The 26,575-nt window shown below is 43.4% G+C and carries 24 protein-coding genes and 1 pseudogene; 19 read left to right on the forward strand and 6 right to left on the reverse strand.

Features of this window, described 5'->3' with window-relative positions; translation table 11 throughout:
• Positions 1-28: 28 nt before the first annotated feature.
• The 4 genes from FED51_RS02290 to FED51_RS02305 all read left to right on the forward strand — a co-directional run bounded on the left by FED51_RS02290 (position 29) and on the right by FED51_RS02305 (position 2,279).
• Positions 29-289, forward strand: coding sequence for a DUF6154 family protein (locus FED51_RS02290; protein ID WP_010896582.1), 261 nt, complete (start codon positions 29-31; stop codon positions 287-289).
• A gap of 111 nt (positions 290-400) precedes the next feature.
• On the forward strand, positions 401-1,069 hold the full coding sequence (locus FED51_RS02295; RefSeq protein WP_053432138.1) for an NAD(P)H-dependent oxidoreductase: 669 nt from the start codon (positions 401-403) through the stop codon (positions 1,067-1,069).
• Between the two features lie 197 nt (positions 1,070-1,266).
• The gene (locus tag FED51_RS02300) at positions 1,267-1,596 is read left to right on the forward strand and encodes a PadR family transcriptional regulator (protein ID WP_041821154.1); all 330 of its coding nucleotides are present in this window, start codon (positions 1,267-1,269) and stop codon (positions 1,594-1,596) included.
• Entirely contained in the window at positions 1,593-2,279 is a 687-nt protein-coding gene (locus FED51_RS02305) for a DUF1129 family protein (protein WP_053432139.1), read from the forward strand. Before FED51_RS02300 ends, FED51_RS02305 begins: the two co-directional genes overlap by 4 nt.
• A gap of 113 nt (positions 2,280-2,392) precedes the next feature.
• On the opposite strand, the gene FED51_RS02310 is transcribed toward FED51_RS02305, so the two are convergent.
• Positions 2,393-3,961, reverse strand: coding sequence for an IS1182-like element IS663 family transposase (locus FED51_RS02310; protein ID WP_138090235.1), 1,569 nt, complete (start codon positions 3,959-3,961; stop codon positions 2,393-2,395).
• Between the two features lie 439 nt (positions 3,962-4,400).
• On the opposite strand from FED51_RS02310, the gene FED51_RS02315 reads away from it, so the two are divergent.
• Complete coding sequence (locus FED51_RS02315; RefSeq protein ID WP_053432140.1) at positions 4,401-5,156, forward strand: MerR family transcriptional regulator; 756 nt, start codon at positions 4,401-4,403, stop codon at positions 5,154-5,156.
• A gap of 71 nt (positions 5,157-5,227) precedes the next feature.
• Complete coding sequence (gene rplK / locus FED51_RS02320; RefSeq protein ID WP_053432141.1) at positions 5,228-5,653, forward strand: 50S ribosomal protein L11; 426 nt, start codon at positions 5,228-5,230, stop codon at positions 5,651-5,653.
• A 49-nt stretch (positions 5,654-5,702) separates the two neighbouring features.
• Here the strand turns inward: rplK and FED51_RS02325 are convergent, their stop codons facing one another.
• Entirely contained in the window at positions 5,703-6,611 is a 909-nt protein-coding gene (locus FED51_RS02325; RefSeq protein WP_053432142.1) for an SDR family oxidoreductase, read from the reverse strand.
• Positions 6,612-6,717: 106 nt separating this feature from the next.
• Between FED51_RS02325 and FED51_RS02330 the strand changes: the two genes are divergently transcribed.
• From FED51_RS02330 to FED51_RS02355, 6 genes and pseudogenes are all read left to right on the forward strand, one after another.
• A complete protein-coding gene (locus tag FED51_RS02330) occupies positions 6,718-7,713 on the forward strand; it encodes a helix-turn-helix transcriptional regulator (RefSeq protein ID WP_053432143.1) in 996 nt (331 codons plus the stop codon).
• Positions 7,714-7,788: 75 nt separating this feature from the next.
• A pseudogene (locus tag FED51_RS02335) lies at positions 7,789-8,418 on the forward strand (FMN-binding negative transcriptional regulator).
• Between the two features lie 328 nt (positions 8,419-8,746).
• The gene (locus FED51_RS02340) at positions 8,747-11,623 is read left to right on the forward strand and encodes an alpha-amylase family glycosyl hydrolase (RefSeq protein ID WP_053432144.1); all 2,877 of its coding nucleotides are present in this window, start codon (positions 8,747-8,749) and stop codon (positions 11,621-11,623) included.
• Positions 11,624-11,929: 306 nt separating this feature from the next.
• Positions 11,930-13,390 (forward strand): SulP family inorganic anion transporter, encoded by a 1,461-nt coding sequence (locus FED51_RS02345; RefSeq protein WP_010896592.1) that lies wholly within the window; start codon positions 11,930-11,932, stop codon positions 13,388-13,390.
• Positions 13,391-13,627: 237 nt separating this feature from the next.
• Positions 13,628-14,044, forward strand: a complete 417-nt coding sequence (locus tag FED51_RS02350; protein ID WP_053432145.1) for a universal stress protein — start codon at positions 13,628-13,630, stop codon at positions 14,042-14,044.
• Positions 14,045-14,173: 129 nt separating this feature from the next.
• Positions 14,174-15,103 carry a nucleoside hydrolase gene (locus FED51_RS02355; RefSeq protein WP_053432146.1) on the forward strand — a complete coding sequence of 310 codons (930 nt, stop codon included), beginning with the start codon at positions 14,174-14,176 and terminating at the stop codon, positions 15,101-15,103.
• Here FED51_RS02355 and FED51_RS02360 read toward each other — a convergent pair whose 3' ends face one another.
• Complete coding sequence (locus FED51_RS02360) at positions 15,104-15,715, reverse strand: class I SAM-dependent methyltransferase (protein ID WP_010896596.1); 612 nt, start codon at positions 15,713-15,715, stop codon at positions 15,104-15,106.
• Between the two features lie 238 nt (positions 15,716-15,953).
• Here FED51_RS02360 and FED51_RS02365 point away from each other — a divergent pair, with 238 nt between their 5' ends.
• Both FED51_RS02365 and FED51_RS02370 read left to right on the forward strand, forming a co-directional pair.
• Positions 15,954-16,676 (forward strand): GntR family transcriptional regulator, encoded by a 723-nt coding sequence (locus FED51_RS02365; RefSeq protein ID WP_010896597.1) that lies wholly within the window; start codon positions 15,954-15,956, stop codon positions 16,674-16,676.
• Between the two features lie 166 nt (positions 16,677-16,842).
• The gene (locus FED51_RS02370; protein WP_138091084.1) at positions 16,843-18,480 is read left to right on the forward strand and encodes an IS1182 family transposase; all 1,638 of its coding nucleotides are present in this window, start codon (positions 16,843-16,845) and stop codon (positions 18,478-18,480) included.
• Between the two features lie 39 nt (positions 18,481-18,519).
• On the opposite strand, the gene nagB is transcribed toward FED51_RS02370, so the two are convergent.
• Positions 18,520-19,260 (reverse strand): glucosamine-6-phosphate deaminase, encoded by a 741-nt coding sequence (gene nagB / locus FED51_RS02375; RefSeq protein ID WP_053432147.1) that lies wholly within the window; start codon positions 19,258-19,260, stop codon positions 18,520-18,522.
• Positions 19,241-20,440, reverse strand: a complete 1,200-nt coding sequence (nagA, locus tag FED51_RS02380) for an N-acetylglucosamine-6-phosphate deacetylase (RefSeq protein ID WP_053432148.1) — start codon at positions 20,438-20,440, stop codon at positions 19,241-19,243. Before nagA ends, nagB begins: the two co-directional genes overlap by 20 nt.
• A 303-nt stretch (positions 20,441-20,743) precedes the next feature.
• On the opposite strand from nagA, the gene nagE reads away from it, so the two are divergent.
• Positions 20,744-22,111, forward strand: coding sequence for an N-acetylglucosamine-specific PTS transporter subunit IIBC (gene nagE, locus FED51_RS02385; protein ID WP_053432149.1), 1,368 nt, complete (start codon positions 20,744-20,746; stop codon positions 22,109-22,111).
• Between the two features lie 195 nt (positions 22,112-22,306).
• Here the strand turns inward: nagE and FED51_RS02390 are convergent, their stop codons facing one another.
• Complete coding sequence (locus FED51_RS02390) at positions 22,307-22,741, reverse strand: Lrp/AsnC family transcriptional regulator (RefSeq protein ID WP_053432239.1); 435 nt, start codon at positions 22,739-22,741, stop codon at positions 22,307-22,309.
• A gap of 118 nt (positions 22,742-22,859) precedes the next feature.
• Between FED51_RS02390 and FED51_RS02395 the strand changes: the two genes are divergently transcribed.
• From FED51_RS02395 to FED51_RS02410, 4 genes are all read left to right on the forward strand, one after another.
• Positions 22,860-23,279, forward strand: a complete 420-nt coding sequence (locus tag FED51_RS02395; protein WP_053432150.1) for a carboxymuconolactone decarboxylase family protein — start codon at positions 22,860-22,862, stop codon at positions 23,277-23,279.
• 288 nt (positions 23,280-23,567) lie between these two features.
• Positions 23,568-24,599 carry a TRAP transporter substrate-binding protein gene (locus FED51_RS02400; RefSeq protein WP_053432151.1) on the forward strand — a complete coding sequence of 344 codons (1,032 nt, stop codon included), beginning with the start codon at positions 23,568-23,570 and terminating at the stop codon, positions 24,597-24,599.
• A gap of 120 nt (positions 24,600-24,719) precedes the next feature.
• Positions 24,720-25,277 (forward strand): TRAP transporter small permease, encoded by a 558-nt coding sequence (locus FED51_RS02405; RefSeq protein ID WP_053432152.1) that lies wholly within the window; start codon positions 24,720-24,722, stop codon positions 25,275-25,277.
• Positions 25,278-25,289: 12 nt separating this feature from the next.
• Positions 25,290-26,564 carry a TRAP transporter large permease gene (locus FED51_RS02410; RefSeq protein ID WP_053432153.1) on the forward strand — a complete coding sequence of 425 codons (1,275 nt, stop codon included), beginning with the start codon at positions 25,290-25,292 and terminating at the stop codon, positions 26,562-26,564.
• Positions 26,565-26,575: the final 11 nt, after the last annotated feature.

The raw sequence follows: 26,575 nt of genomic DNA on the forward strand, positions 1-26,575 counted from the left end.
TATGGTGAGAAAAAAAGGGGGGATTTATGTGGAATTTGTTGATCGGTTATACGAATTGTATAAAGATAAATTAACCGGAGATGAAGAGGACGCGTTCATCATTATTGAAGGAATCATGGAAAGCTTTACCGCACGTGACGTGAACCAGCTGTTTCACGACTTACCGGAGCCAGAACGCTTTGATATGCTTGCGCTCTATTTATATGAAAAGTTTCGTCAAAAGCTAGCTGAAGAAGGAATCGGCCAAACGAAAAATAGGGATGATGGACAAATAAAGTTTTATCATTAATTTTGTGCCAAACCAATTGCTGGAATCAGCTGAGCGACTTGTGGTACCTTTTACTTGCATGGTTAGCGTTTGACCAACGCAGGAAAAATGACAAGTAAAGGAGAGGATCACATGAACAAAAAAGCGATTGCCAAGGAAGAAATTTTAAATGCTTACCGTTTTCGCCACGCGACAAAAGAATTTGATCCAAACAAAACGATCCCCGCAGATGACTTTCAGTTCATTTTGGAAACAGGTCGGTTATCACCAAGCTCATTCGGAATGGAGCCATGGCGCTTTATCGTGGTACAAAATGAAAAGCTCCGAGATAAAATTAAGAACACATCATGGGGAGCGGCAGGCAAGCTGCCAGAGGCGAGTCATTTCGTGATTATTCTTGCGCGTACACATCTAGATACACGATTTGATTCAGCCTATTTAAAAGAACAATTTAGTGATTTTCCTGAAGATCGCTTGAGTCAGTATTTAGGCATGATCGAACAGTTTCAGAAGCATGACTTTAAGCTGCTTGACCAGGAACGTTTTCTCAACGATTGGGCCATCAGGCAAACGTACATACCACTAGCCAATATGATGACTGCTGCTGCGGAAATTGGCATCGATTCATGCCCAATTGAAGGCTTTAACGTCGAGCGAATGAATGAGCTATTAGCTGAGGAAGGGCTATTAGAAGATGGTCATTTCACCATTTCGGTTATGGTCGCTTTCGGATATCGAAAAAAAGAGCCTCAGCCGAAGACGCGCAGACCGTACGATGATGTCGTAAAGTGGATTGAGTAACGAAGAAAAAGCGAGGGGGAGTTCCCCTCGTTTTAAATTTGGCTGTTGCATTTTTTGTCACTCCTTATTATAATGATTATATAGCTATTATGTATTGCAAGGTAGTTATTTTTTTGTTCCGCTGTCTTGTTTTACAAGATAGTAACCTTGCGATCTTTTTTTGCATAACTACATTGCATTACAAGGTAGGTGGGAATGTGTCGATTCGCAGTCAACTGCTTAAAGGAATTCTTGAAGGGTGCATTTTAGCGGTCATTCGTCGTCAATCGGTGTATGGATATGAACTCGCCGTAAAACTACAAGAACATGGATTGGAAGTGAGTGAAGGATCTATTTATCCAATATTATTAAGGTTGCAAAAAGAAAAATTGATTAAAGGTACGATGAAAAAATCGCCGACGGGACCGAACCGGAAATATTACGTGTTAACCGAAGATGGAATGGCAGCACTCGAACAGTTTAAACAAAATTGGGAACAACTTAAAACACCAGTCGATGGTTTGTTGGAAAGGGTGGAAAAGCTATGAATGCAGATGAATTAATAAAGGATAACAATGAAAAACGAAAGCTTTTGACAGAGGAGAATTTAAAGGTGTATGAGGATTTACTCCTTTATATCCGGTTAGCTCATTCAAAATCGGAACAAGAAACAGAGGAGCTACTAACAGAGCTGCTGGACCATTTACTTGAAGCCCAAGCGAAAGGGAAATCAGCTAAAGCGGTATTTGGCGACAATCCGAAGCAGTATGCCGATGAGATCATCGGTGAAATTCCGAAAATGGTTACGAAGGAACGGTTCGGTTTATTCGCGTACGGTCTATCGATGTTTTTTGCGACCGTGTTAGTCTTCTCGGGAATCTATCGTATGTTTCGTTATTATGTGTTTCAAGTTGGGGAAGCTGTTAGTGAAGTTTACGTTGGTACAGCGTTGATAACGACCATAGCCTCGATCGTAATTGCGTGGATGTTTGTTTTTGTTGTTTTTCAATATTTTCGCTGGAGTTGCTTTCGTACGATAAACAAAGTGTTTGAATTTTTTATTCTCTGGCTCGGAGGAATGATTCCGTTCGCTTTATTTTTCGCCTTGCTCTATTTCACACCTAACGTTGGGCGTATGATTGAAATCCCTGTCTATCTATATTTTGTTGCAGGTGTCGTTCTTTATCTTGCGGCAAAATGGTTTCAATCCAGAGCTAAATCGTCTATATAAGAGAAATGAGGCTGGGACAAATCTAACTAAGAAGTAATTGTAGAAAGGGTCCGATCATCAAAATAAGATGTTTGGACCCTTTTTAGTTGTATTTTTGGTCATCTGTTGTCCTATTAACTGCTCATGGCGGTGTACTTTCTCAAGTTCACCGCCATGAATGCAAAACCTAATTCATTTTTTACCTTCTCTTTTCCTCTCACTGACATACGAGTGAAACCCAAATTAGCCTTCAAAAATCCGAAGACTGGTTCCACATCAATCTTACGTTTACCGTAGATTTCGCCCGTTTTCTCTTCTGAAAGCTTTTGTCTGATGGATTCCTTTTGCTGTTCCCATTTTTCATTGTAGTGTATTTTTCGATTATGGCCTTCTTTAGCCTTGGTGCATTGGGAACGGAATGGGCAACCTGAACAATCCTCACACTCGTAGACTTTAAATGCTCGTGTAAAACCACTTTTATCTTTCCGATTCGATAGGTAACGGAACGTCAACTTTTGCCCGTTTGGACATGTAAAAGAATCTGTTTCCTCGTCATATTCCCAATTGGCAGAGTGAAAGTCGTTATTTTTATATCTTTTTTTCTTCTCCTTACGGTACATATTATACGTGATAAGTGGAGTGCACTCCCGATTCATTACATCTTCATAATTCTGTTCACTACCATACCCTGCATCAGCGACAATGTACTGGGGCAGCTTAAAGAAGTGTTCCTCAATCTTATCCAGAAAAGGAATAAGCGTGCGTGTATCTGTTGGATTTGCGAAGACATCAAATGCAAGCGTATATTGCCCTTCTGTCGCAATTTGCACATTATATCCTGCTTTTAGCTGGCCGTTCTTCATGTAATCATCTTTCATTCGCATAAAAGTGGCATCCGGATCCGTCTTGGAATAACTGTTACGCTCTCCGAATATGGACATGTCGTTTTGGTATTTTTGTTTGCGGGCCAAAAAATCTTTGAACTGTTTGAGGTACTGTTTCGATCTTTTGCGTTCCGAACGTAGTTGTTTACGTTCCTCTACTTCTGCACTTTCTTTAATTTTTTTATCAAATTCCTCCACTTTCTCGTCAAGCTTTTGCACGACCTCGTGGAGTTCTTTAGGAGATAGTTCTTCCTGATCTTCCCGTTCTATTACCGGAATAATTTCCTTTTCCAGCAATTCATCATACATTTGATTGGATTTCTCCACCAAAGCTGCACTGTATTTTTCCGTCGCTTTGCGCCAAACAAACGTAAATTTATTGGCGTTCGCTTCGATCTTCGTCCCGTCAATAAAGATAGCTTCTTCCTCTATCAATTTTTCCTGCACAAGCTGGCAACGAAATTGGACGAAGCACTGACGTAGTAGTTCTTTTACGTCTTCGTGGACACGAAAGCGATTGATGGTACGGTAACTCGGTTCGTATCCTTGAGCCAGCCACATCATACGAATACTATCCTTGAGTAATGCTTCCATTTTTCTTCCGGAGAAAACAGATTGTGTGTAAGCACATAAAATCACTTTCATCATCATTCGTGGATGGTAAGCAGGGCTGCCCGTTTCACGCAAAAAACTGGCGAAGGCTTCATCAGGAATCTGTTCCACGAGGTCATTTACAGTGTAGGCAATATCCTTTTCCTGAAGCTTTACTTCTAAATCTAACGGCAAAATCACTTGATCCATGTTATAATATTTAAACATAAGGACACCCCCGGTAAGTTATTGTGTGGTTACTTTAATTTTACCAGAAGGTGTCCTTTAGGTTTCAACAAATTAGTTGATTGTAGCGAAAGGAGCGAGACGCCTTCGGGAAAAGCATTCGGCGAAGATCCCGCAGGGCGGTTTTCCCGAGGAAGCTGAGGCAATGCCCGAGGCAAGCGAGCATCCTGTAGCGAAAATCAACAACAAAGTTTAGCAGAGCATAAAAAGGAAAGAGAGACACCCACCCAAACTTATTGGGATGAGTGCCTCTCTATTTTTTATTTACCGGGTTTTGTCCCAGCCTCTTTCTTTTATGCTTTGAAATGGTGGAGCAATTGTTATGAGTCTTACGTGAATAATAAAAGTTGATTCAGAATGTTTCTTGACTCTCACGTTACGTGATGATTTATGATGCAAGAAGGAAGGAGGGGAAAATGAAATGGCGATGAAAGTGAAGGAAGTGGCTGAGCTTGTCGGAACGAGTGTCCGTACTCTTCATCACTACGATGAAATCGGGCTGCTCATACCTGATGAAACGACAGAGGCTGGTTATCGTCTTTACTCCGATGACAATCTAGAAATGCTACAGCAAATTTTGTTTTTCAAAGAGCTTGGGTTTTCTTTGAAACAAATTAAAGAAATTGTTTACAGTCCGACGTTTGATCGGTTGGAAGCTTTGTCCTTGCATCGGAACATGTTGCTTGAAAAACGAAGCCGAATCGATCAAATGGTGGAGACGATCGATAAAACAATTAAGCATTTGAAAGGGGAGATTCACATGACGAACGAAGAGAAGTTTGCCGGATTTGACTTTAGCCATAATCCGTACGAACAAGAGGCAAGGGAACGCTGGGGCGATGAGGCAGTTGATCGTTCTAACGAAAAGCTTGGTCGCTTGACGAAAGAAGAGCAACAAGCCCTTGGGGAGCGAATGAACGAAATTTATCGTCGGCTTGCAGAGATGCGCCATCTTTCACCACAATCACAAGCTGCACAGGAAGCGATTAAAGATTGGTATGAATTTTTAAACAACAACTTTGGTCATCACTATACACTAGAGGCTTTTAAAGGATTAGGGCAAATGTACGTGGAGGATGAACGATTTACGCAAAACATTGATCAATTTGGGGAAGGATTAGCCTTATTTATGAGTAAGGCCATGGCCGCTTTTGCGGATCAACAGAAAAAATCGTAAAATCGCCTTGACTCTCACGTAACGTGAGGCACTATACTCACCCTTAGAAAATGGCAAAGGGTGAAAAGCGTATGGAAAAAGTAATTAAACAAATCGTTACAATCAACCTAGAAGCGGGAAAAGCGAACCCAGCAAAAGTAGGAAAAGACCTTGCTCCAACCGGGATAAACCTTCTTGGCTTCTGCAACCAATACAACGAGATGACGAAACATCAGCTCGGTCTCGTCGTTCCGGCAAAGATAACGATATATGAAGATCGCAGCTTCAACGTGAAGCTCAAGACACCACCTGCTGCCTTCTTGTTAAAAAAGTATGCAGGTGTAGAGAAGGGGGCTGCCCAACCGGGGAAAGAGGTTGTCGGCTCGATTACCACGCAACAGCTACGAACAATAGCGGAGATAAAGCTTCCTGATTTAAATACGACTAGCATCGATCGTGCGATGAAAATCATTGCCGGAACAGCGAGGAACATGGGCATTAACATCGAGGATGATTAGTTTTTTATCAATACAAATACCACACGCAGGCAAGCGTGTGGTATTTGGTTCAACGATATCCGGTCGCATCGGCTTCCTTCCCGGTGAGTTGGACCTCAACAAGATAGCGCCAACAATCGGGCTTGGAACCGTCTAGATCAGTGAATCCATAAACTTGCGCAAGCTGACCGCTCGAAAGAGACTGTCCGTTCCAACGGGAAACGTTTGGGTCACTCGCAAGAGCGGCAACAGCACGGCCGACAAAACGGGGTGATTCAGAAATGACGAAGTGAGGCTCTTTTATGGTCGCATCACGCCAATTACGCTCTGTAACCTCGAAGTGATCAAGCATGATTTCAGAGCGCATCCAACCTGGTGTTAGAGCAACAGCGGTGCATTCATGTGGCTGGAGCTCTTGGGCTAATCCCCAAGCCATACGGAGGACGGACGTTTTGGCTAAGTCGTAATATAGCGGTTGCCTGTAATGTTCCCGATTATATTCAGCAGTCCCATCTGTCATTTCAACGACAAGACCCCGGCTCTTTAGAAGAAGTGGCAACGCAAAGTGACTCGTGATCAAGTGGGTATCGATTGCCAGGCGAAGCATCCGTAATCCATCGTCCAGAGAATGCTGCCAAACGGGGGCATTCCATTCAGTAAGCAGCTCACCGCCCCAAATGTCGTTGACGAGCACGTCTAGTTTGCCTTGCTCACGTTCAATTTGGGACACTAACGCCTCTACTTTCTGTGGATCAAGATGATCGACAGGAACAGCAATACCTGTGCCCCCTGCGTTTGTGACGAGCTCAGCTGTTTCTTCAATCGTTTCCGGACGATTGTACTCGGAGCGCCTTTCGCGGGTCGTTCGCCCCGTCACATAAACGGTCGCCCCTGCCGCCCCTAATTCAACAGCAATTCCTCTCCCTGCACCTCTTGTTGCCCCTGCCACTAATGCAACTTTTCCTATTAAAGGCTTCATATAACATCCCCTCCCTTGAATTCTCTAGTAGTGTAGATTAAAATGATGACACCTTTTGTCATATATTTTGTGGAAGATAGAAAATGGATACGGAGGTGGGAAGAGCATGAAGGCCGATCGATTATTGGAGATAGTTGCATTGCTACAAAACCATGAGAAGTTGACCACACACCAACTAGTCGATCATTTGCACGTTTCGAGTCGAACGATTTTGCGGGATATGGATACGCTTAGTGCCTTAGGCATCCCGATTGTAGCCGAGAGAGGCAGAGCGGGGGGATGGAAATTGATGGATCATTTTCGAAGCCAATTAAGTGGAATGAGCATGACTGAATTAAAAGCGTTATTTATTCTTCCGTCCGACAAGGTGTTAAAAGACTTAGGCATTCCGACGAAGGGGCGAGATATTCGCTTGAATATGTTGTCTAGTTTGCAAGGTAACCGAAAACATGCCGTTCGTCCATATTTAGAAAAGGTTTATATTGACACCGGAACGTGGAAACCATCGAAGGAGAGAATGGAAGAGTTCAATGTAGTTCAGCAAGCGGTTTTCGAGGAGAAGAAATTATACATTGTGTATGAAAACGCCAAGGGGGAACAACGAGAAAGGCTAATTTCGCCTTTAGGTCTTGTCGCAAAAGGGAGCGCATGGTATGTAGTGGCGACAGTGGAAACAGGGGACATTCGTAATTTCAAATTATCCCGTATAAAAGATTCGAAGCTAGTCCGTGAGCCGATCGTTAAACCGGAAACGTTTTCCCTCGCGACTTATTGGAATGAGAGCAAGGAGCAGTTTGTCCAGACACTTCCCTCTTATGAAGCAACGGTTCTCGCTCACGATTCCATCATTCATCGGCTAACGTTCACAGGAAAATTCGTAGAAAACATTCAGGTTGGCCATCGTGATGATGAGTGGGTTACCGTCAATTTATGTTTTCACGATGAACAGGAGATAACAGAATATGTGCTTGGATTTGGTGGTCGAATGAAGCTAGTAACGCCAAAGCATTTGATTGGGCGAATTGTACAGCAAGCTAGCGCAGTCATTCAGCAATATGCTAGTGATGAAGAGCCAACAAATGAAACGAAGGAGGGATTATAAGTAAGTTTCCCACTTAAACAGATGATTTTTTATTCGTTTTATTGTATAATTATTAATCGAGAGGAGGAATGGCTCATGTACATACCAAAAGCATTTCACGTTGATGATGTTAACGAACTGATGACATTTATACGCAACCATAGCTTCGGAATCATGGTTTCACAAACAGAGGAGTAACCCTTTGCCACCCATCTTCCTTTTTTGCTAGACGAACAAAAAGGAGAAAAAGGTGTATTGATCAGCCATTTAGCAAGAGCAAACCCGCATTGGCAAGGATTGCAGGATCAAAAGGTGCTTGTCGTGTTTCAAGGCCCACATGCGTACATTTCGCCTACTTGGTATGATGAGCCCCGTACCGTGCCGACATGGAACTATGTTGCTGTTCATGTGTATGGAACCTTTCGACAGATTCAGGACAAGCACAAAGTGAAAGAGTGGATCGAAAAAACGGTGAATGTTTATGAGCAAACAATGAATCCGCCATGGGAAGCTGTGTTTGATGAACCGTTCATGGAAGGTTTGCTGAATGGGATCGTCGCTTTTGAAATTGAAGTTGAACGAATGGAAGGCAATTGGAAACTCAATCAAAACCATCCGATCGAAAGGCAGGAGCGTGTAGTAAAGAAATTAAAATCGATCAATGAACCAAATGCGCAAAAAATGGCAGAATTGATGGAAAAAGAGATTGAGAAAAGGAATAAATGATGTCTCTTGACAGAGGCATTGTTTGCAAGGAGACATTCCTGGTATTCCTGATGGAAAATTCGGATAATAATAAAAATTTTATATTGATTTTCCAGATGATCCACTTTAAAATAAAGAAAAAATGAAAGGAGGGGAAAAGGAGATAAAGCGTGCTCGATTTTCCACAGGGTGTTTTTCCGTAAAAGGTCATCATCGATTCTATTACGATTTATTTTTTTAACTCGAAAAGTAAACGTTTTCTTTTTGAAGGTAAGGCTGTGTGAAGAAAGATTCTTTTTATTACAAATTTGTGCAAACGTTTGCCTAAATTGCACAAGGGGGAGGAAATATGAACGCCAGTTATGTAAAAAAAGTGAGCCTTTATTTGCTATTGTCATTTGTGATAACGCTTCCATTGTTTTCGCCTACATTCTCTATCAATAGCGTTGATGCCTCTCAAGGTGGCGAGCAGCAATCGTTCTCATGGGATAACGCAACGGTATATTTTGCGATTACCGACCGTTTTCACGATGGCAACCCATCCAACAACCAGTCATACGGACGACCACAAGAAGACGCATGGGGTCAAAACATTGGGACGTTCCACGGTGGGGATCTCCAAGGGTTAACGGATAAGCTTAATGAGGGATATTTTACGGAGTTAGGCATTAATGCGATTTGGATCACTGCTCCTTACGAACAAGTGCATGGCTGGGTTGGTGGTGGCTCAGACGGTGATTTTGCCCATTACGCTTACCATGGTTACTATGCATTAGACTACACGATGATCGATCAAAATATGGGAACGGTTGAAGATATGAGGGAATTCGTCCATACAGCCCATGAGCAAGGGATTCGGGTCGTTTTGGACGTGGTGATGAATCATCCTGGGTATAACACGATTAAAGATATGCATGAGTACGGGTTTGGTAATCCCGGGGTATCAGAACATTGGACGCCTGGTCAAGGACAAAATTGGCACGATGTCCATCAACAGATTAACTATGAGGACGCGGGTGCTTGGCGTCATTGGTGGGGACCTTGGATTCGGGCGGGTATTGCCGGTTATGAATCGTGCGGAAATAGTGAGATTACGATGTGCTTAGCCGGCTTACCAGACTTTAGGACGGAACTCACACATAGTGTAGGGTTGCCACCGCTATTAGAAACGAAGTGGAATCAAGAACGACAAGGTGGATACGAGGACTGGATCGTACCAGCTGCGAATGACCTGCGTCGTGATTTAGGTGTTGCACCAGCTGATTACATCGTTAAATGGCTTTCTGCTTGGGTTGAAGAATTCGGTATTGATGGATTTCGTGTTGATACGGCAAAGCATGTGGAGCTGTCCCGCTGGCAGCAATTAAAGGATGCTGCAAATGAAGCTCTCTGGAAATGGCGGGAGGAGAACCCAGAAGCCCCGGGCGCCAACTGGACAGATGATTTTTGGATGGTCGGTGAAGTGTGGGGACATGGTGTTGGCCGGAGTGAATATTTTGATCATGGATTTGATTCGGTGATTAATTTCACATTCCAAGGGGAGCATGGCAACGGGCCCGCGTACCGATTAGATACGATGGAAAGTACGTTTTCTCGGTACGCCGATGCAATCAATACAGATTCGACCTTCAATGTGCTAAGCTACTTATCCCAACATGATACGCAGCTATATCCGCGTGAGCGACTGATCGACGGAGGAACGTATTTAATGCTGCTTCCTGGCGGTGTGCAAGTATTTTACGGAGATGAGACTGCGCGACCTTTTGGACCTACAGGCTCTGACCCTCATCAGGGGACGCGTTCATCGATGAACTGGGATTCTGTCAATGAGGAAGTATTGCACCATTGGCAAAAGATGGGGCAATTTAGAAGCAACCACCTAGCGGTTGGGGCAGGGGAACATCGACAAATCGCTGCAAGTCCGTATACGTTTAGTCGCACATATGTTGAGGGGGATGTGGATGACCGCGTAGTCGTAGTAGTCGGCGCGAGTGGAGAGACAACAATTGACGTTTCCTCTGTCTTTTCGGACGGACAACAAGTCCGAGACTTCTACACCGGGAATGTGACTGTCGTCGAAAATGGTCATGTTACGTTCCCGGCTCATCGAAATGGTGTCATTTTAATTGAAAGGGCGGGAGACTTGCTTCCATCTGTATCCGCTTCTCCAGCTGGTGGTGAGTTTGATCGTGAGCAGCAAGAGGTGACCCTTTACGTCCAACATGCGGAGTGGGGGGCGTATACGATTGATGGTTCCGACCCTAAGGAAGAAGGAACAGCTTTTGCCAATGGGGACGTGATTACGGTTGGTAGAGAATTAAACATCGATGAATCTCTAACGTTACGGCTTTATGCTGAAAATGAAACTGGTGAAGCGAAAGCCGAGTTCACGTTTACAAAGGTTCCAGCCTACCCGCAAGTTTTTGCTGATCCTCCTGGGGGTACTTTTGCTGGTGACACACTCAAAGTAACGCTTCACACTCGGAATGTAGAGGGTGGAACCTACTCGATTGACGGCTCTGATGAGCAAGCCTTTACCGATGGGGACGAGATTATGATTGGGAAAGGGATAGAAGCTGGGAGCGAGACTACACTCCAGCTTAAAGCTGAGAACGAATTCGGTACAATAGAAGAAACATACACATACACGAAATCAACGGGGCTGACAATTTATTTTAAAAAGCCAGACTCGTGGGGAACGCCGCATTTGTATTATTACGATACAAACCCTAAAGTCGATGAGCCGACATGGAGTGAGGCCCCTGAAATGGAGCATTACGAAGGGGATTGGTATACGCATACGATCGAAGGAGTAGAGAGTGTGCGACTATTATTTAAGGATCGTGGAACGAATCAATGGCCTGGTCCTGGAGAGCCTGGTTTTTTCCGAGATCAAGACGGTTGGTTCGATGGTGAATGGCATGTTGATAGACCTGGGGACGCAACGGATATAACGATTTACTATAAGACAGGATGGACTCATCCGCATATACATTATTCGCTGAACCAAGGGGCGTGGACGACCTTGCCGGGGGTACCACTGACAAAATCAGAATATGAAGGTTACGTAAAAGTAACGATTGAAGCCGAAGAAGGTAGCCAGCTTCGCGCAGCATTCAATAACGGCAGTGGACAATGGGATAACAATCAAGGGAGAGATTACGATTTTTCTTCAGGGGTTCATACACTAGCAGACGGGCGAATCTTAAGTGGAACTCCTAAGTAAGTAATACGGGTGACTCGCAGCGATCAGCTGACGAGTCGCTTTTTTTATGAGTAACTGGAAAATCAGAGCATAAATGGTTTTCGATTACTTTACCAACATTTAATATGAATAGGTTCATTTTATTAATAGATGTTGAATGATAGAGAAAGCGAGCCTAAATGAATGAAAACAATAGATGATGTACGCTTACATTCTATTTTTTTAAATCTATGATTCGTGTTAAGATTTCGATGTTTACAACGGACTCGACTTTTGTGAGAGTCAAAAGTCACATTTTTAATAAAAATAAAAGAAAGAGGTGCTGAATTGAACATTCAACAACTGAAAAACGAATGGTTTGGCAATGTCCGTGGGGACGTTCTTGCGGGCATTGTGGTCGCCTTAGCGCTCATACCAGAAGCAATTGCCTTTTCCATCATTGCAGGTGTTGATCCGATGGTCGGACTTTATGCGTCGTTCTGTATCGCGGTCGTTATTGCTTTTGTCGGTGGTCGGCCAGGTATGATCTCTGCTGCAACAGGAGCAATGGCACTCCTCATGATTAACCTCGTCGCAGACCATGGGCTACACTATTTGCTAGCGGCAACGATTTTAACAGGGGTCTTGCAAATTTTATTCGGTGTTTTCAAATTAGCTTCCGTCATGAAATTTGTCCCTCGTTCCGTCATGATTGGGTTTGTCAATGCCTTGGCGATTCTAATTTTTACGTCTCAGCTGCAACATTTTGTCGGCGAAACGTGGGTCATGTATGCGCTCGTCGCGTTAACTCTCGCCATTATTTATCTATTACCTAAAGTGACGACGGCGGTACCATCCACGCTCGTTGCGATCATTATTGTGACTGCGATTGTGATCTTTGGAAACATCGGCGTGCGCACGGTCGGCGATTTAGGAACGCTTACACAAAGTCTACCAACCTTCCTAATTCCATCCGTCCCATTTTCGTTTGAAACGCTCATGATTATTTTTCCATATTCCCTTGCCTTGGCGATTGTCGGTTTGCTAGAATCATTGTTAACAGCCAACATTGTTGATGATATGACCGATACGGAAAGTGATAAAAACAAAGAAAGTCGTGGACAAGGGATCGCGAACATTGTGACTGGTTTCTTCGGGGGAATGGCAGGCTGTGCGATGATCGGTCAGTCGGTCATTAACGTTAAATCTGGCGGACGGGGCCGATTATCGGCCTTAGTCGCGGGTGTGTTCCTTATGTTTTTAATTATCGTCCTTGGGAATGTAGTTGTGCAAATTCCGATGGCAGCCTTAGCTGGGGTTATGATCATGGTATCGATCGGTACGTTTGATTGGAGTTCATTACGAAACTTGCATAAAATCCCAAGAACCGATGCTACAGTCATGGTTGTGACCGTTGGAACCGTTGTATATACGCACGATCTTTCCAAAGGGGTCTTGGCGGGCGTCGTATTAAGTGCGATTTTCTTCGCTGCGAAAATTTCTCGTGTGAAAGTTGAGGAAATGACGAGCGCTACTCCAGAACTGAAACGTTATAAAGTACAAGGTCAGTTGTTCTTTGCTTCTGTATCCGATTTGCCAGCGAAATTTTCCTATATGGCAAATGTAAATGAAGTAGAGATTGATCTATCTGAGGCTCACGTTTGGGATGACTCAGCCGTAGGTGCCCTCGATAAAATTGAAATGAAGTTTGAACAGCAGAATATCAAAGTAACGTTTACAGGTTTAAATACTGAAAGCCGGAAGCTGGTTCAGCGAATGGGCGGTCTATCCAAAGCCTCTGGACATTGATTGATGAAAAAGAGGTCGCTGTATTTCAGCCGCCTTTCCTTGTATAAGAAGAGTCAATGAGCTTTATTCGAGAACTCAGTTTTGGGCAACTACATCTCTTTTGCCCTTTAAGGCTAGGCCTTCGTTTTAAGAAACCAATGCTTTCCCTATAGGGCAAACGAAGAGAAAGCATGTGAGAAATAAGAATGATGCAATCTGACTTGGCGACAAGCCAAGTTTTTTTGTAAGGGAGAGGGAATAATGAAAAAAATACTTCTTGCCACAGATGGATCGGTCCAGTCACAGCGTTCTGCTGAGCAGGCCATTCAGCTAGCGACTGCTTTTAATGGGGTTATTGATGTCGTCCATGTCATTGATGCAGAACGTGCGAAGCATGATGCCTTAAAAAACATTACCCCTGCCGCGTTAGAACAAGATCGGAAGCAACGTCTGAACCCGGTACTGACTAATATTAAAAAGGAAGGGATTCCGTACAAGCTGCATTTCCTCAAAGGAGAGCCCGGCCCATCCATCGTCGATTTTGCGAACAAAGGCGAGTATGATTGGGTCATCCTTGGAAGTCGTGGACTGAACCCATTGCAAACGATGGTGCTAGGGAGCGTTAGCCATAAAGTAGCGAAGCGTGTAAAATGGCCGGTTATGATTGTAAAATAGTGAGATCTCGCGAGCGGTGCTCCTTTTTAAAGGAGGAGCGCTTTTTTTAGATTATTAAACTGTGTAAGAAAAGAGACCGAATGAAGAGGGAAACACTGTAATAAGATGTAAAAAAAGGGGGGGCGGGAAATGGAAAAAGTGCTCTTATTTTGTGATCCAGGCATTGATGACTCTGTTGCCATTATGTATGCGTTGCTCCATCCTGGCCTTGATGTCGTTGGCATTGTAACAGGGTACGGGAATGTAACCCAAGAACAAGCAACAGCGAATGCCTTTTATTTGCTTTCACTTGCAGGACGTTCTGATATTCCTGTCTACGCTGGAGCGCAGTTCCCACTAACGGGTGAAATCGCCACCTATTATCCCGAAATTCATGGTGAGAATGGGCTTGGTCCGATACGTCCCCCTATAGATTTAGAAGGGGAGTTGCTAAACTTCACCGATTTATTTGATTTGATTATATCCTACCCTGATGACATTACGATCATTGATGTTGGGCGGTTAACCTCCTTAAGTATTGCATATATACTAGGCGAGGAGACAATGGGAAGAGTGAAGCAAGTGATTGTCATGGGAGGTGCCTTTTTCGTACCTGGAAATGTGTCTCCCGTGGCTGAAGCGAATTTTATTGGAGATCCGGTTGCGGCTAACTTAATTATGGAACGAGCGCGGCCGTTGACCGTCGTTCCGCTAAATGTGACGAGTTATTCGGTCGTTACCGATGAGCATATAAGAGCGATCACCGACCGATATTATAATCCATTCACTCCCTTCATTCAGCCAATCTATCACTATTATGCAACGGCTTATTCTGCATTAATCCCTGGGCTAGAAGGGGCCTTATTTCATGATGTGCTGGCTGTTATGGCGCTCGTTCATCCTGAGATGTTCCAGATGATGAAACGGGATGTTTCCGTTTCGATCGCTCCACTGACGAGAGGACAGAGCGTTGCTGATTTTCGCCCGTTTGCTCCAGAAGGGGAACTAAAGATCGCGGTTGACTTTCACTATCCTACATTTATTCAAAGCTTTATCCAAGTGCTACGGCGAGAGTTATAATTATTTTTTGCAGACAGCGACACCGAATGCATAATGAACATTTGTCCGCTTTGGTTCAATGGTTACCCCCCGTTGATAAAACACCTCTTTTTCAGAAAAGGAATCAAACAATGAACGAAATTCCTCCTCTGTTAGTTGATGATAGTGAAACGGTTCATCACTTGGCTTTCCTCTCCCTTGGCCGAACGGGGTAGATAGAACGAGGGTGCCGTCTTTTTTTAACAGTTGTCTCATTCGCTCGATAAACAGACGATCGTCTTTTACATGTTCGATCGTTTCAAATGAGAGGATCGTATCAAACGTTCCGATTTGGTTCCGAAGGTAGGGGTCCATGGCGTCACCTACTAAGAAAGACACTTTCGGGTGATAATAGTTTTGCTTCGCATAGTGGATGACGTCAGCGTCGAAGTCAACCCCGAGGACTTGATCCACTTCCGTTTTGCGCGTTTTTGCCACCATGACGCTACCATAGCCAGTACCGCATGCAATGTCGAGAACGCGGCCGCTCGCATAAGGGGTTGAAAAATAATAACGGGCTAAATGCTCTAACAGCATTCCGTTCATAGGCTTCATATTTTTCGGAATAATTCGTTCTCCTGTATCGTCTAACACCTGAAATCACCGCTTCTCTGTAAAATCAATTAATCCCTATCTTAATTGAAAACCCTCGTTCGAGCAAATGAGAAAAAAATGTCCTTAATTGGTATAGACATTTTATCGATTTGAAATGTTCTTTTGAAAAGAGCTAAGTGTTCTAAGCGATCATTCATTTATGGCGAATGTATCCGGCATATTATGCTATAATGGTATAGACATGTGTCTTTGTAGGAAAGGAGGAGGAGGTTCAAACGTGATTAATAAAAACTCTCCTTTACCGATTTATTATCAGATTGAAGAACAAATTAAGCAGCAAATCGAATCAGGGGTGCTCAAACCCGGGGATATGCTCAAATCCGAGCGGGAGTATGCGGAGTATTATGATGTCAGTAGAATGACGGTAAGGCAAGCGATTAACAACCTTGTGAACCAAGGATACATATATAAGAAAAAAGGTAGCGGTACTTATGTTCAAGAGAAAAAAATTGAGCAGGCGTTAAACGGGCTGACGAGTTTTACAGAAGATATGAGAAAAAGAGGAATGGAGCCTAGCAGTCGCTTGCTCAAATTTGAACTGATTCCAGCAACGGCAAAAATCGCAAAGGAATTAAACTTGAAAGAGAACACGCCCGTTACAGAGATTAAACGAATCCGTTATGGTGATGGGGTACCAATTGCCATTGAACGCAACCTGTTGCCTGCGAACTTAGTGAAGGGATTAAATGAGGAAATCATAAACCAATCCTTATATCAATACATTGAGGAAGAGTTGAATTTGCGGATCGCCGATGCCCTACAAGTGATTGAAGCCTCGACTGCTAGCAAAACAGAAGCCGATCTATTAGAGATTCAAAAAGGTAGCCCGATTTTGTTAATTGAGCGTAAAACGTTTTTAGCCGATGGGACTGTATTAGAGCTAGTGAAATCCGCTTACCGAGCCGATCGGTATAAATTTATGATTACGATGCAACGATAAAAAACAAGGGGCTGTCCCATAAGTCAAAATGATTGACTTATGGGCAGCCCTTTTGAATACAAAAAAATCGCCCCGTTCGTTATAATGTAAGTACCCACACAAACAAAATAAGAAAACGGAGGCGATTCTTTTGAGTAACTCTATAGCTACTTTCATTCATTATAACATGGACCAATTAGTCCTTCCAATGGATTTTAGCGATCTCATCCCCGAAGACCATGTGGCGCGTGTGGTGAATGACATGGTGGAAATGGTGGATGAAGATCTCTTCTACGCCCCATACAAAGGTGGCGGCCGGAGTGCCTACCACCCAAAGATGATGACGAAAATCATTTTGTATGCCTACACGCAAAAATTATATTCGTGTCGCGACATTGCCAAGTCCCTGCGTGAACATCTTCCGATGATGTGGTTGGCCGCTCGTCAAACACCAGATTTCCGCACCATTAATCGTTTTCGCTCGGAACGAATGAAAGACATCATTGAGCCATTGTTTACGTCCCTCATTCAGTTACTGCTCGACCAAAACTACATCACCATGGACAACTACTTTCTCGATGGAACCAAAATCGAGGCGAATGCCAATCGATATACGTTTGTTTGGAAAAAGTCCGTCCAGAAGTATAAGGAGCGGCTACAGGACAAGCTCGAAGAATTATTCGCCCACATTGAAGAGACGATTGATTCCGATAACCAGCAGGTAGAGAATGATCAAGGGGAAAACAAGCGTGTGACTTCTGAACAGTTACGTGAAGCTGTCACTCAAGTGGAAAAACAGGCGAATCAAGCGGAACAAGCCCTTCATGACGAACAAGATCCGGTTCTGAAAAAAGAGAAAAAAGCGGAAGCTCGTCACTGGCGCCAATTACATAAGAAGTTAAACACAGACTATCTGCCACGCTTAGAAAGATACGAAGATCAATTAGCGACATTCGGTGATCGAAATAGTTTCTCCAAAACCGATCGAGATGCCACATTTATGCGTATGAAGGAAGATCATATGAAAAACGGTCAACTGAAACCCGGATATAATGTACAGGCAGGGACCGAAAATCAATTCATTGTCGGTTATTCCATTCATCAACGCCCAACAGATACTCGTTGTTTGATTCCACACCTTCGTATGCTTGAAGAACGCCAACTCCCCTTTCCAAAGAAGCTAATCGCAGACGCTGGTTATGGAAGTGAGCCCAACTATTTATATATCGCTGAAAACGAATGGGATGCCCTCATCCCTTATCATACGATGAGAAAAGAAGAAAGCCGGGTCTATCGGAACGACCCATGGAAGGTACAGAACTGGACGTATTTGGAACATGATGATACCTATATATGCCCAAATAACCGGAGAGTGACTTTTCGATACTACCGCAAACGAACGGATGCCTACGGATACGAACGAGACTTCAAAATATATGAATGTGAAGACTGTACCGGGTGTCCATTCAAGACGGATTGTACAAAAGCGAAAGGCAATCGCCAGATTCACTATAATCCGGTATATGAAGAAGGAAAATCAAAAATGAAACGAGCCCTTGATACGGAAGAAGGCGCAAAGACCTATCGAAAACGGAAAACAGAGGTCGAAAGCGTGTTCGGTCATATCAAGGGCAATCGGTCGTTCCGTCGTTTTCACCTTCGTGGCCTTGACAAGGTGAACATTGAGTTTGGGCTGATCGCAATCGCCCACAACTTCCTGAAACAGGCGAAGACCATCCGCCTGTTTCAGGAAGAGATAAACCGATCATCGGAGACAAAAAGCCTGAAGCGACTTATAAATGTCACTTCAGGCTTTTCTTTTTAAGGGCTTTTGAGACAGCCCCTTGTTTTGCTTATAGCTACCTTAATTTGACGAAACGGCTACTTTTTGTAGCGCCTCGCGATCGGCGATTATGGTCACTTGTTCATGGCGCTGTAAGACTGAGGCAGGGAATGATTCGTCCACCTTTCCGTGAATTAATTGGTACAATGCGTCTGCTTTCTTTTTCCCAGATGCAAGCAGAAGAATTTCCTTTGCATTCATGATCGATTGAATGCCCATCGTGATCGCCTCTGTTGGTACTTCCGATAAATCATTAAAATAGCGGGCGTTTGCTTCTCGTGTTGAATCTGTAAGCTTAACAATATGGGTAGATGACTCGAACGAGGTGCCAGGTTCGTTAAAGCCAATATGTCCATTTGCGCCAATCCCTAATACTTGCAGGTCGATCCCGCCATGCTGCCGTATAAGTGCTTCATATCTTTCACATTCCGCGTTGAGATTGGAAGCTGTCCCGTTCGGTAAAAACGCCTGTTTATCTGGAATGTCGATATGGTCGAACAAAGCTTTGTGCATGTACGTGTAATAGCTATTGGGATCATGACGATCAAGTCCGATATATTCGTCCAAATTAAACGTTGTCACTTGATGATAGGAGGTCCCGTTTGTTCGGTGATCGTTGATGAGAAGCTCGTACATCTTTTGCGGTGTACCCCCTGTGGCCAAACCTAAGGTGATGGTTGGATCGCGTTGAACCTTTTCGATCATAAACTGTGCTGCTTTTAGGCTCATATCATCAAAATGTTTAGCTTCTATGATTTTCATAGGACTTGGCTCCTTTCTGATAAACAATCCTTCCTTGGCACATTGTGAGGACAACATTCCAGTCTTGATCGAGTACGGTAAGGTCTGCGTCTTTTCCGACTCGAATGCTCCCTTTACGATCAAAAACATTTAGCTGCTTAGCGGGATTCACGCTCGCCATTTGGACCGCTTCTTCTAAAGAACATCCTGTGTAGGTCATCACATTTTTTACCGCATCGTTCATTTTTAATACGCTGCCTGCCAACGTTCCATCCGCTAACAGAGCTTTTCCGTTCTTCACATGGACGGTCTGTCCTCCAAGCTCGTAGGTGCCGTCGGCTAACCATTTTGCGCGCATCGCATCTGTAATGAGTATGATGTTGTCCGCTGTTTTCGCATCATAAGTAGCTTTGACAACCTCAGGATGGACATGAATGCCATCAACGATCAGTTCGACCGTCAACTCATCTCGCGCTAACGCTGTGCCTGCAACGCCAGGCTCACGATGGTGGAAGCCCCTCATCCCGTTGTAAAGGTGGGTGACATGGTTCGCACCGTGGGATATGGCGTCCATCATCTGTTCGTGCACCGCATCTGAATGTCCGATTGATGCAATAATTTGTCTAGACCGAAGTGCACCGACCAATTGCAGGCCTTGCTCTGTTTCAGGTGCCAGCGTAACTAATTTGATTGTGCGACCGGATATCTCGTACCACCTATTAAACAGGGATAGATTTGGCTCTAAAATATGTTCAACTGGTTGGGCGCCTGCTCGTTTTGCTGAAATAAAGGGGCCTTCTAGATGGACCCCTAACAGTTGGGCTCCTTCGTTGTGAGGTCCTTTTGCATATTCTGACACATTGGCTAATGCTTGCTCAATCCGCCCTTGCCCTTGGGTGATGGTCGTTGCTAAAAATCCTGTTGTTCCTTCCCGTACAATGCTTTTTGCGATCGTTTCTAGACATATTTGAGATGCGTCCATTGTATCGGCACCGTGTGATCCGTGGATATGGACATCGATAAAGCCCGGAACGACATAACATCCCGAAAGATCAATCGACTTATCATGCCTGTGAGTCTCGATCTCTTGCTCTGTTACTTCCGTAATGATGCCATGTTCTATTTTTAGAAAACCTTTGTCGTATGACTGTGTTTCACCAACGATCGAAGCTCCTTTTAATACGTAATTTCCGTTCTTCATGACGAGCTCCTTTCCTTTTATTCCTTTATCTGACGTTTAAAATCGCGCTTCTAGGAATTCATTTCGCATCGTGTTATGACATCCCCAGCGAAAGAACTTCCGTTATCCTCGCTTTCATTATAACAAGTGCGAGTTAATTTGTATATACCAATTTAGTTTGTTATATCTACTAATACTGTTATTATCAGTTTTTGTTCATTTATGTATAATAATAGGTATAGACAACTAATCATGGTGGTGATACGATAGGTCGTAGTAGAGATAGGACAATTGGGCCAAAATGAAAGATAAGGAGATGACATTATGCTTACATTTTTACAGAGAATAGGGAAATCCCTTATGCTACCGATTGCGGTATTGCCGGCCGCGGCTATTTTATTAAGGCTTGGCCAAGAGGACTTGTTCAACCAAGCGTTCATCGCGGCAGCAGGTGCTGCGGTCTTTGATCATTTGCCACTTATTTTTGCGATTGGCGTCGCGATCGGATTTTCGAAAGATTCGAATGGTACCGCTGGGTTGGCGGGAGCGATCGGGTATTTAGTATTAGTCAACGGTACACAAGCGATTGATCCTAATGTAGATATGGCCATTCTTGGTGGAATTATTTCTGGGATTGTTGCTGGACTTCTTTACAATCGCTTTCATGACGTCAAACTCCCTCAATGGCTAGGGTTTTTCGGAGGGCGGAGATTTGTTCCAATTATAACCGCTACTGTGATGGTCATCTTTGCAGGCTTGTTTGGTTATGTGTGGCCGCCGATTCAAGATGGGATTAATCAAATCGGTCAATGGATTATCGGTGGAGGAGCGCTTGGTGTCGGAATATTTGGGTTCTTGAACCGGCTGTTAATTCCGGTCGGGCTGCATCACGTATTGAATAGTCTCGTCTGGTTTGTATTTGGTGAGTATGAAGGCGCGACGGGTGACTTGCACCGTTTCTTCGCAGGTGATCCGACAGCAGGGTCATTTATGGCGGGTTTTTTCCCGATTATGATGTTCGGTTTGCCAGCTGCAGCACTTGCGGTGATTGCGGCGGCTAAGCCTGAGCGCAGAAAAGAAGTAACCGGGATGCTCATCGGAATTGCAGTGACCGCTTTTGTGACTGGGGTTACGGAACCACTTGAGTTTTCGTTTATGTTCCTAGCACCGATTCTGTATGTTGCTCATGCCTTGCTAACGGCGAGTTCGATGGCGATTGCTCATCTACTTGAAATTCGCCATGGGTTTGGCTTCTCTGGGGGAGCCATCGACTTTGTCTTGAACTGGCGGCTTGCCACCAAGCCTGCCCTTTTGATCGTCATGGGTCTCATTTATGCGTTCATCTATTTCGTCCTCTTCTATGTGGTCATTAAGAAATTTGACTTGAAAACACCAGGTAGAGAAGATGAAAGTGAGGAAACGGGTGCTCCAAGTGATGGACAAGCCGATAAATATGATGTGATGGCGAGCCATTTCATCACTGATCTTGGCGGACAGGAAAACCTCAAAACGATTGATCATTGCACGACACGTCTACGTTTAACAGTCCATGATATGGGGAAAGTGAATGAGGAATTGCTGAAAAAGCATGGGGCTCGCGGTGTCATTAAAGTCAATGAGACGAACGTTCAAGTCATCATCGGAACCGACGTGGAATTTGTGGCTGATCGAATGAAAAACAAGCATGGTTAATAGGGAAAAGGTGGCGTGAATGCCACCTTTTTTGTTGGCTTCATGGTTGCAGGATCAGGCTTTTCATACTCTAGTCTTTCCACCATCACTGTACCGACAGGCTCTCCGTTATATTGCTTATAAAACGGGTATCAATGGAAAGACATTACATTAAATAGAGGCAAAAAAGGGCGCTCTTGCATAAGGGACGCCGGTTTACGTTAAGGTCATGTCTGTGTCCAACGTTGATAGGACAACATGAGTAACGGTTTCGGCAAAGGGGGAAAGCTGCTCAATAAAAGCTTCTACCTTTGACAGATCTTCCATGTAAGCTTTGATCATAAAGCAGGCTCGACCAGCAATGCGGTGGCAAAATTCCACGTTGTTCATGCCCTCAACTACCTGTTTAAAGCGGGAGTATTCCCCATACTTCACGGTAGCTTCGATGAGGCAGCTCACAGGATAGCCGACCTTGGTCAAGTCGATGGCGACCGTATAGTTTTTAATGATTCCATACGACTCCATCTGCTTGACACGCTCGCGAACAGCAGGGGAAGACATGTTAATTTTCGTACCGAGTTCCTTCATGGAGATACGGCCGTCCTTCATTAATTCATTTAGAATCTGCTTGTCGATTTCGTCGATTTTTATCATGAAAGTGAATCCTCCAATCTCTTTAAAAAAGAAAAGAAATTTCCTTAAAGTCAATCAAAGTGATATGTAAGGCGAGAGATGTCTTTTATATGATTATGGCAAGGGAGGGATGAGGATGGCAAGACTTTCAGCTGGACCATATGGGGAAACCCCTTTTCAGAAGCGATTAGGCCATAATTGTTACATTTTACGCGCTTGGAATGGATTGAGCGAGATTCTCGAACAAGACGGGGCATTGTCTAGCACATTAAAAGAACAAGTGAGGCGAGCCCTCGCACAAAAAAATGGCTGTGAGTACTGCAAAGCAAAAGGGAGGCCTGATCCACAGCTGGTCGATGAAAAAACGGGAGTGGCCATCGGATTTGCTGAGGCGTTTTTACAAATGAGGGGCGCGGTGCCTGATTCCATATTTGAAGTTGCAAGAGAAGCGCTTAGTGAACGAGAAATGAGTGAGCTCTGCGCCTTTATTTGCTTTACGACCGCGTCTCAATTTTTTGGTGCGTTGATGGACCTTCAGCCAGATGAGGATGAATAGCATTAACTGGCTGGCTAGTGGCTTTACCATTGTTGTTCAGTGGTGAGGCCACTTTTTGATTTGTCGTATTCAGAAATATTTAATAATTAGAATTTTATATTGAAAGTTGGAAAAATGTCATGTAAGATGACATTATAGATCGATATAATAGATCGATCTAAAAAAAGGGGTGATATAATGAGTAAGAGATAAAATTTTTTTTAAAACATAATGTAAGCGCTATCTATTTGTAATTAATCGTTAGAAAAATGAAACTCTATGTTCTAGCTCAGATCAAGGGGGGTAAGGATGAAAAAAAAGGTGAATGTGCTTTTTTCTCTATTAGTTATTCTCGTTCTCTCTGCTTGTGGAGGAGAAACGGCTTCCCAGACAGACGAAGAATCTTCTGGAGAACAGAAAACGATGAAACTCGCGGTTGCTACATCTGAAGATCGATCGTTAACAAAAGGACTTTATAAGTTTGCAGAGATAATTGAAGACGAATCAGGAGGATCTATTCAAGTGGAGGTATATCCGAACGGTCAGCTAGGTGGGGATCGGGAAGTACTTGAGGGGGTTCAATTGGGATCAATTGAAGGTACCACTGTTTCCACTGGTCCTGTTGCTCAGTTTTCTCCACGCTTCAATGTTTTTGATCTGCCTTTTCTATTTCCATACAATGATATTGCTTATGAAGTTTTAGATGGCCCCATTGGACAAGAGTTATTAACGGATTTGGAGGAGCAAGGGATAATTGCCATTAACTACTGGGAAAATGGATTTCGTCACCTGACAAATAACGTAAGGGAAGTTACCACAGTTGAAGATATAAGAGGGCTGAGAATTCGTACATTGGAAAATGACCTTCATATGGATATGTGGCGCGAGCTTGGTGCCAATCCTACCCCGATAGCCTATACTGAGTTGTTTACGTCATTACAACAAGGTGTGGTTGAAGGACAGGAAAATCCTGTTGGTAATGTAACGACCATGAATTTTTTTGAGGTTCAAGATTATATAACAAAAACAGGTCACATCTATAATGCGAGCGTATTCATGATAAGTGAAGTTTTTTGGAACAGTCTTACAGAAGAGGAGCAAGAGTTGATTGTAAGGGCAGCTGAAGAAGCTAAAATCTATCAGCGTCAGTTAAATCAAGAAGAAGATCTTGAAGCCTTTGAGCAGTTAAAGGCAGAAGGAATGACAGTCACAGAACTGTCTGAAGAGGAGATACAAAAGTTCGTAGATCAGGTACAGCCAGTGTATGAAAAATACTCTAATCTGATTGACAAGGAGTTTGTTAAGCAGCTACTAGAAACCATTGAAGAAGCATCCCAATAATGAAGTTCCAAGGGGAGTATCCTTCTCCTTGGAACTACTACTGTTTTGAGAATGACAAAAGTATAGATCTTGGATAGGATCTATACTTTTGTCTTTCTTAGTATGAAGGAGGGGATAATAGTGAAGGTTGTACGTTGGCTTGATCACCATTTTGAAGAGATGTTTTTGCTTGTTTTTTCAAGTGTTATGGTCGTTGTAATCGCTTTACAAGTTTTTATGAGATATGTGATAGGATCCTCGCTTCCTTGGTCTGAAGAATTAGCACGATACTGTTTCATTTGGCTCGTTTATCTTGGTATTAGTTATGGTGTGAAGAAGCAGCGTCACATTAAAGTAGATGTAGTTTTACTTTTCTTAAAAGATAAATGGCAAATTATGGTAAATATTTTTGCGAACCTCTTATTTCTTGTATTTGCGTTCTATGTCATTTTTTACGGGGGACGCATTGTGTCTCAGCTTTTACAATGGGGACAATCGTCACCAGCCCTGCATGTACCAATGGGATGGGTTTATGCCGCAACACCGATCGGAATGGGGTTAACGGCCATCCGTATTATTCAACAACTAGTAAAACAGATTATGACAATACTTGGAAGGGCGGAATTTGAAGTAAAAACAGAGCAAGATCTTATTTTTGAGGCAAATCCCGAACAAGTAGATCAAAAGACAAAGAGATAGGAGAGAGATCGAATGACAGCTTTCGTCTTATTCGGTAGTTTTGCACTTCTATTGTTGTTAAGTGTACCTATAGGAATTGCTCTAGGGCTAGCAACACTAATCACGATTATTTATAGTGGTTCTTTACCATTAGAGTTCCTTGCTCAAGGGTTAGTCACATCTGTCGACTCCTTTCCGCTGTTGGCGGTTCCATTTTTCATTTTAGCTGGAGAAATAATGGGGAAAGGGGGCGTTTCAGATCGCCTATTCAACTTTGCTAATACGATTGTTGGAAATAAGACAGGAGGATTTGCCATTGCAGCGATTTTGACCTGTATGTTTTTTGCAGCGATTTCGGGTTCAGGACCGGCAACGGTTGCAGCTGTAGGAGGAATTATGATTCCTGCTATGGTGAAGCGAGGTTACGATAAAAGATTTGCAACGGCTGTTGTGTGTGCTGCTGGGTCTTTGGGTGTTATTATTCCCCCTAGTATTCCAATGGTTATTTATGGGGTAGTTGGGACAACATCCATTGGGGATTTGTTTATTGCCGGGATCTTACCTGGAATCTTCGTTGGGTTGGCTTTAATTGTTTGGGCATATATCTACTCTAAGAAAAAAGGATACAAGGGGCAAACGGAAAAGAGTACGTGGAAAGGTTTTGTAGAAGCTGGTTGGGAAGCAAAATGGGCTTTGCTTGTACCAGTTATTATTTTAGGAGGGATCTACGGAGGTATCTTTACGCCAACGGAAGCAGCAGTCATTGCTGTTGTATACGTATTATTTGCTGGGCTAGTATTCTATAGAGAACTTAAAATAAGAGATTTGCCAAAAATTATTGTGAATGCAGCTCTAACAACGGCTACTGTGTTAGTAATCATTGGCACGGCCACTGCATTTGGGAGGATTCTCACGATTGAACAAATTCCGACTCAAATAGCAAACGCGATGCTTTCAATATCTGAAAACCCAATCGTTATTATTTTACTAATTACGCTTTTGCTGTTGATTATCGGGTGCTTCATGGATACTGTGGCAGCGATTATTATTGTAACACCAGTGTTTTTACCCATAGCTACAAATTTAGGCTATGATCCGGTCCATTTTGGAATCATTATGGTTGTTAATTTGGCTATTGGTTTTATTACACCTCCTTTAGGTGTTAATTTGTTCGTCGGGTCAGGCATTTCAGGTTTGTCTATCGAATCCTTATCCAGAGCAATTATTCCCTTTTTTGTTGCCATGGTGTTGACGCTAATACTTATTACTTTTGTGCCGCATATTTCTTTACTATTTCTAGGAAGATAAACGGGGTGAAA

It is taken from the genome of Halalkalibacterium halodurans (assembly GCF_005671335.1).
In the GTDB taxonomy this organism is placed as follows: Bacteria; Bacillota; Bacilli; order Bacillales; family Bacillaceae_D; genus Halalkalibacterium; species Halalkalibacterium halodurans.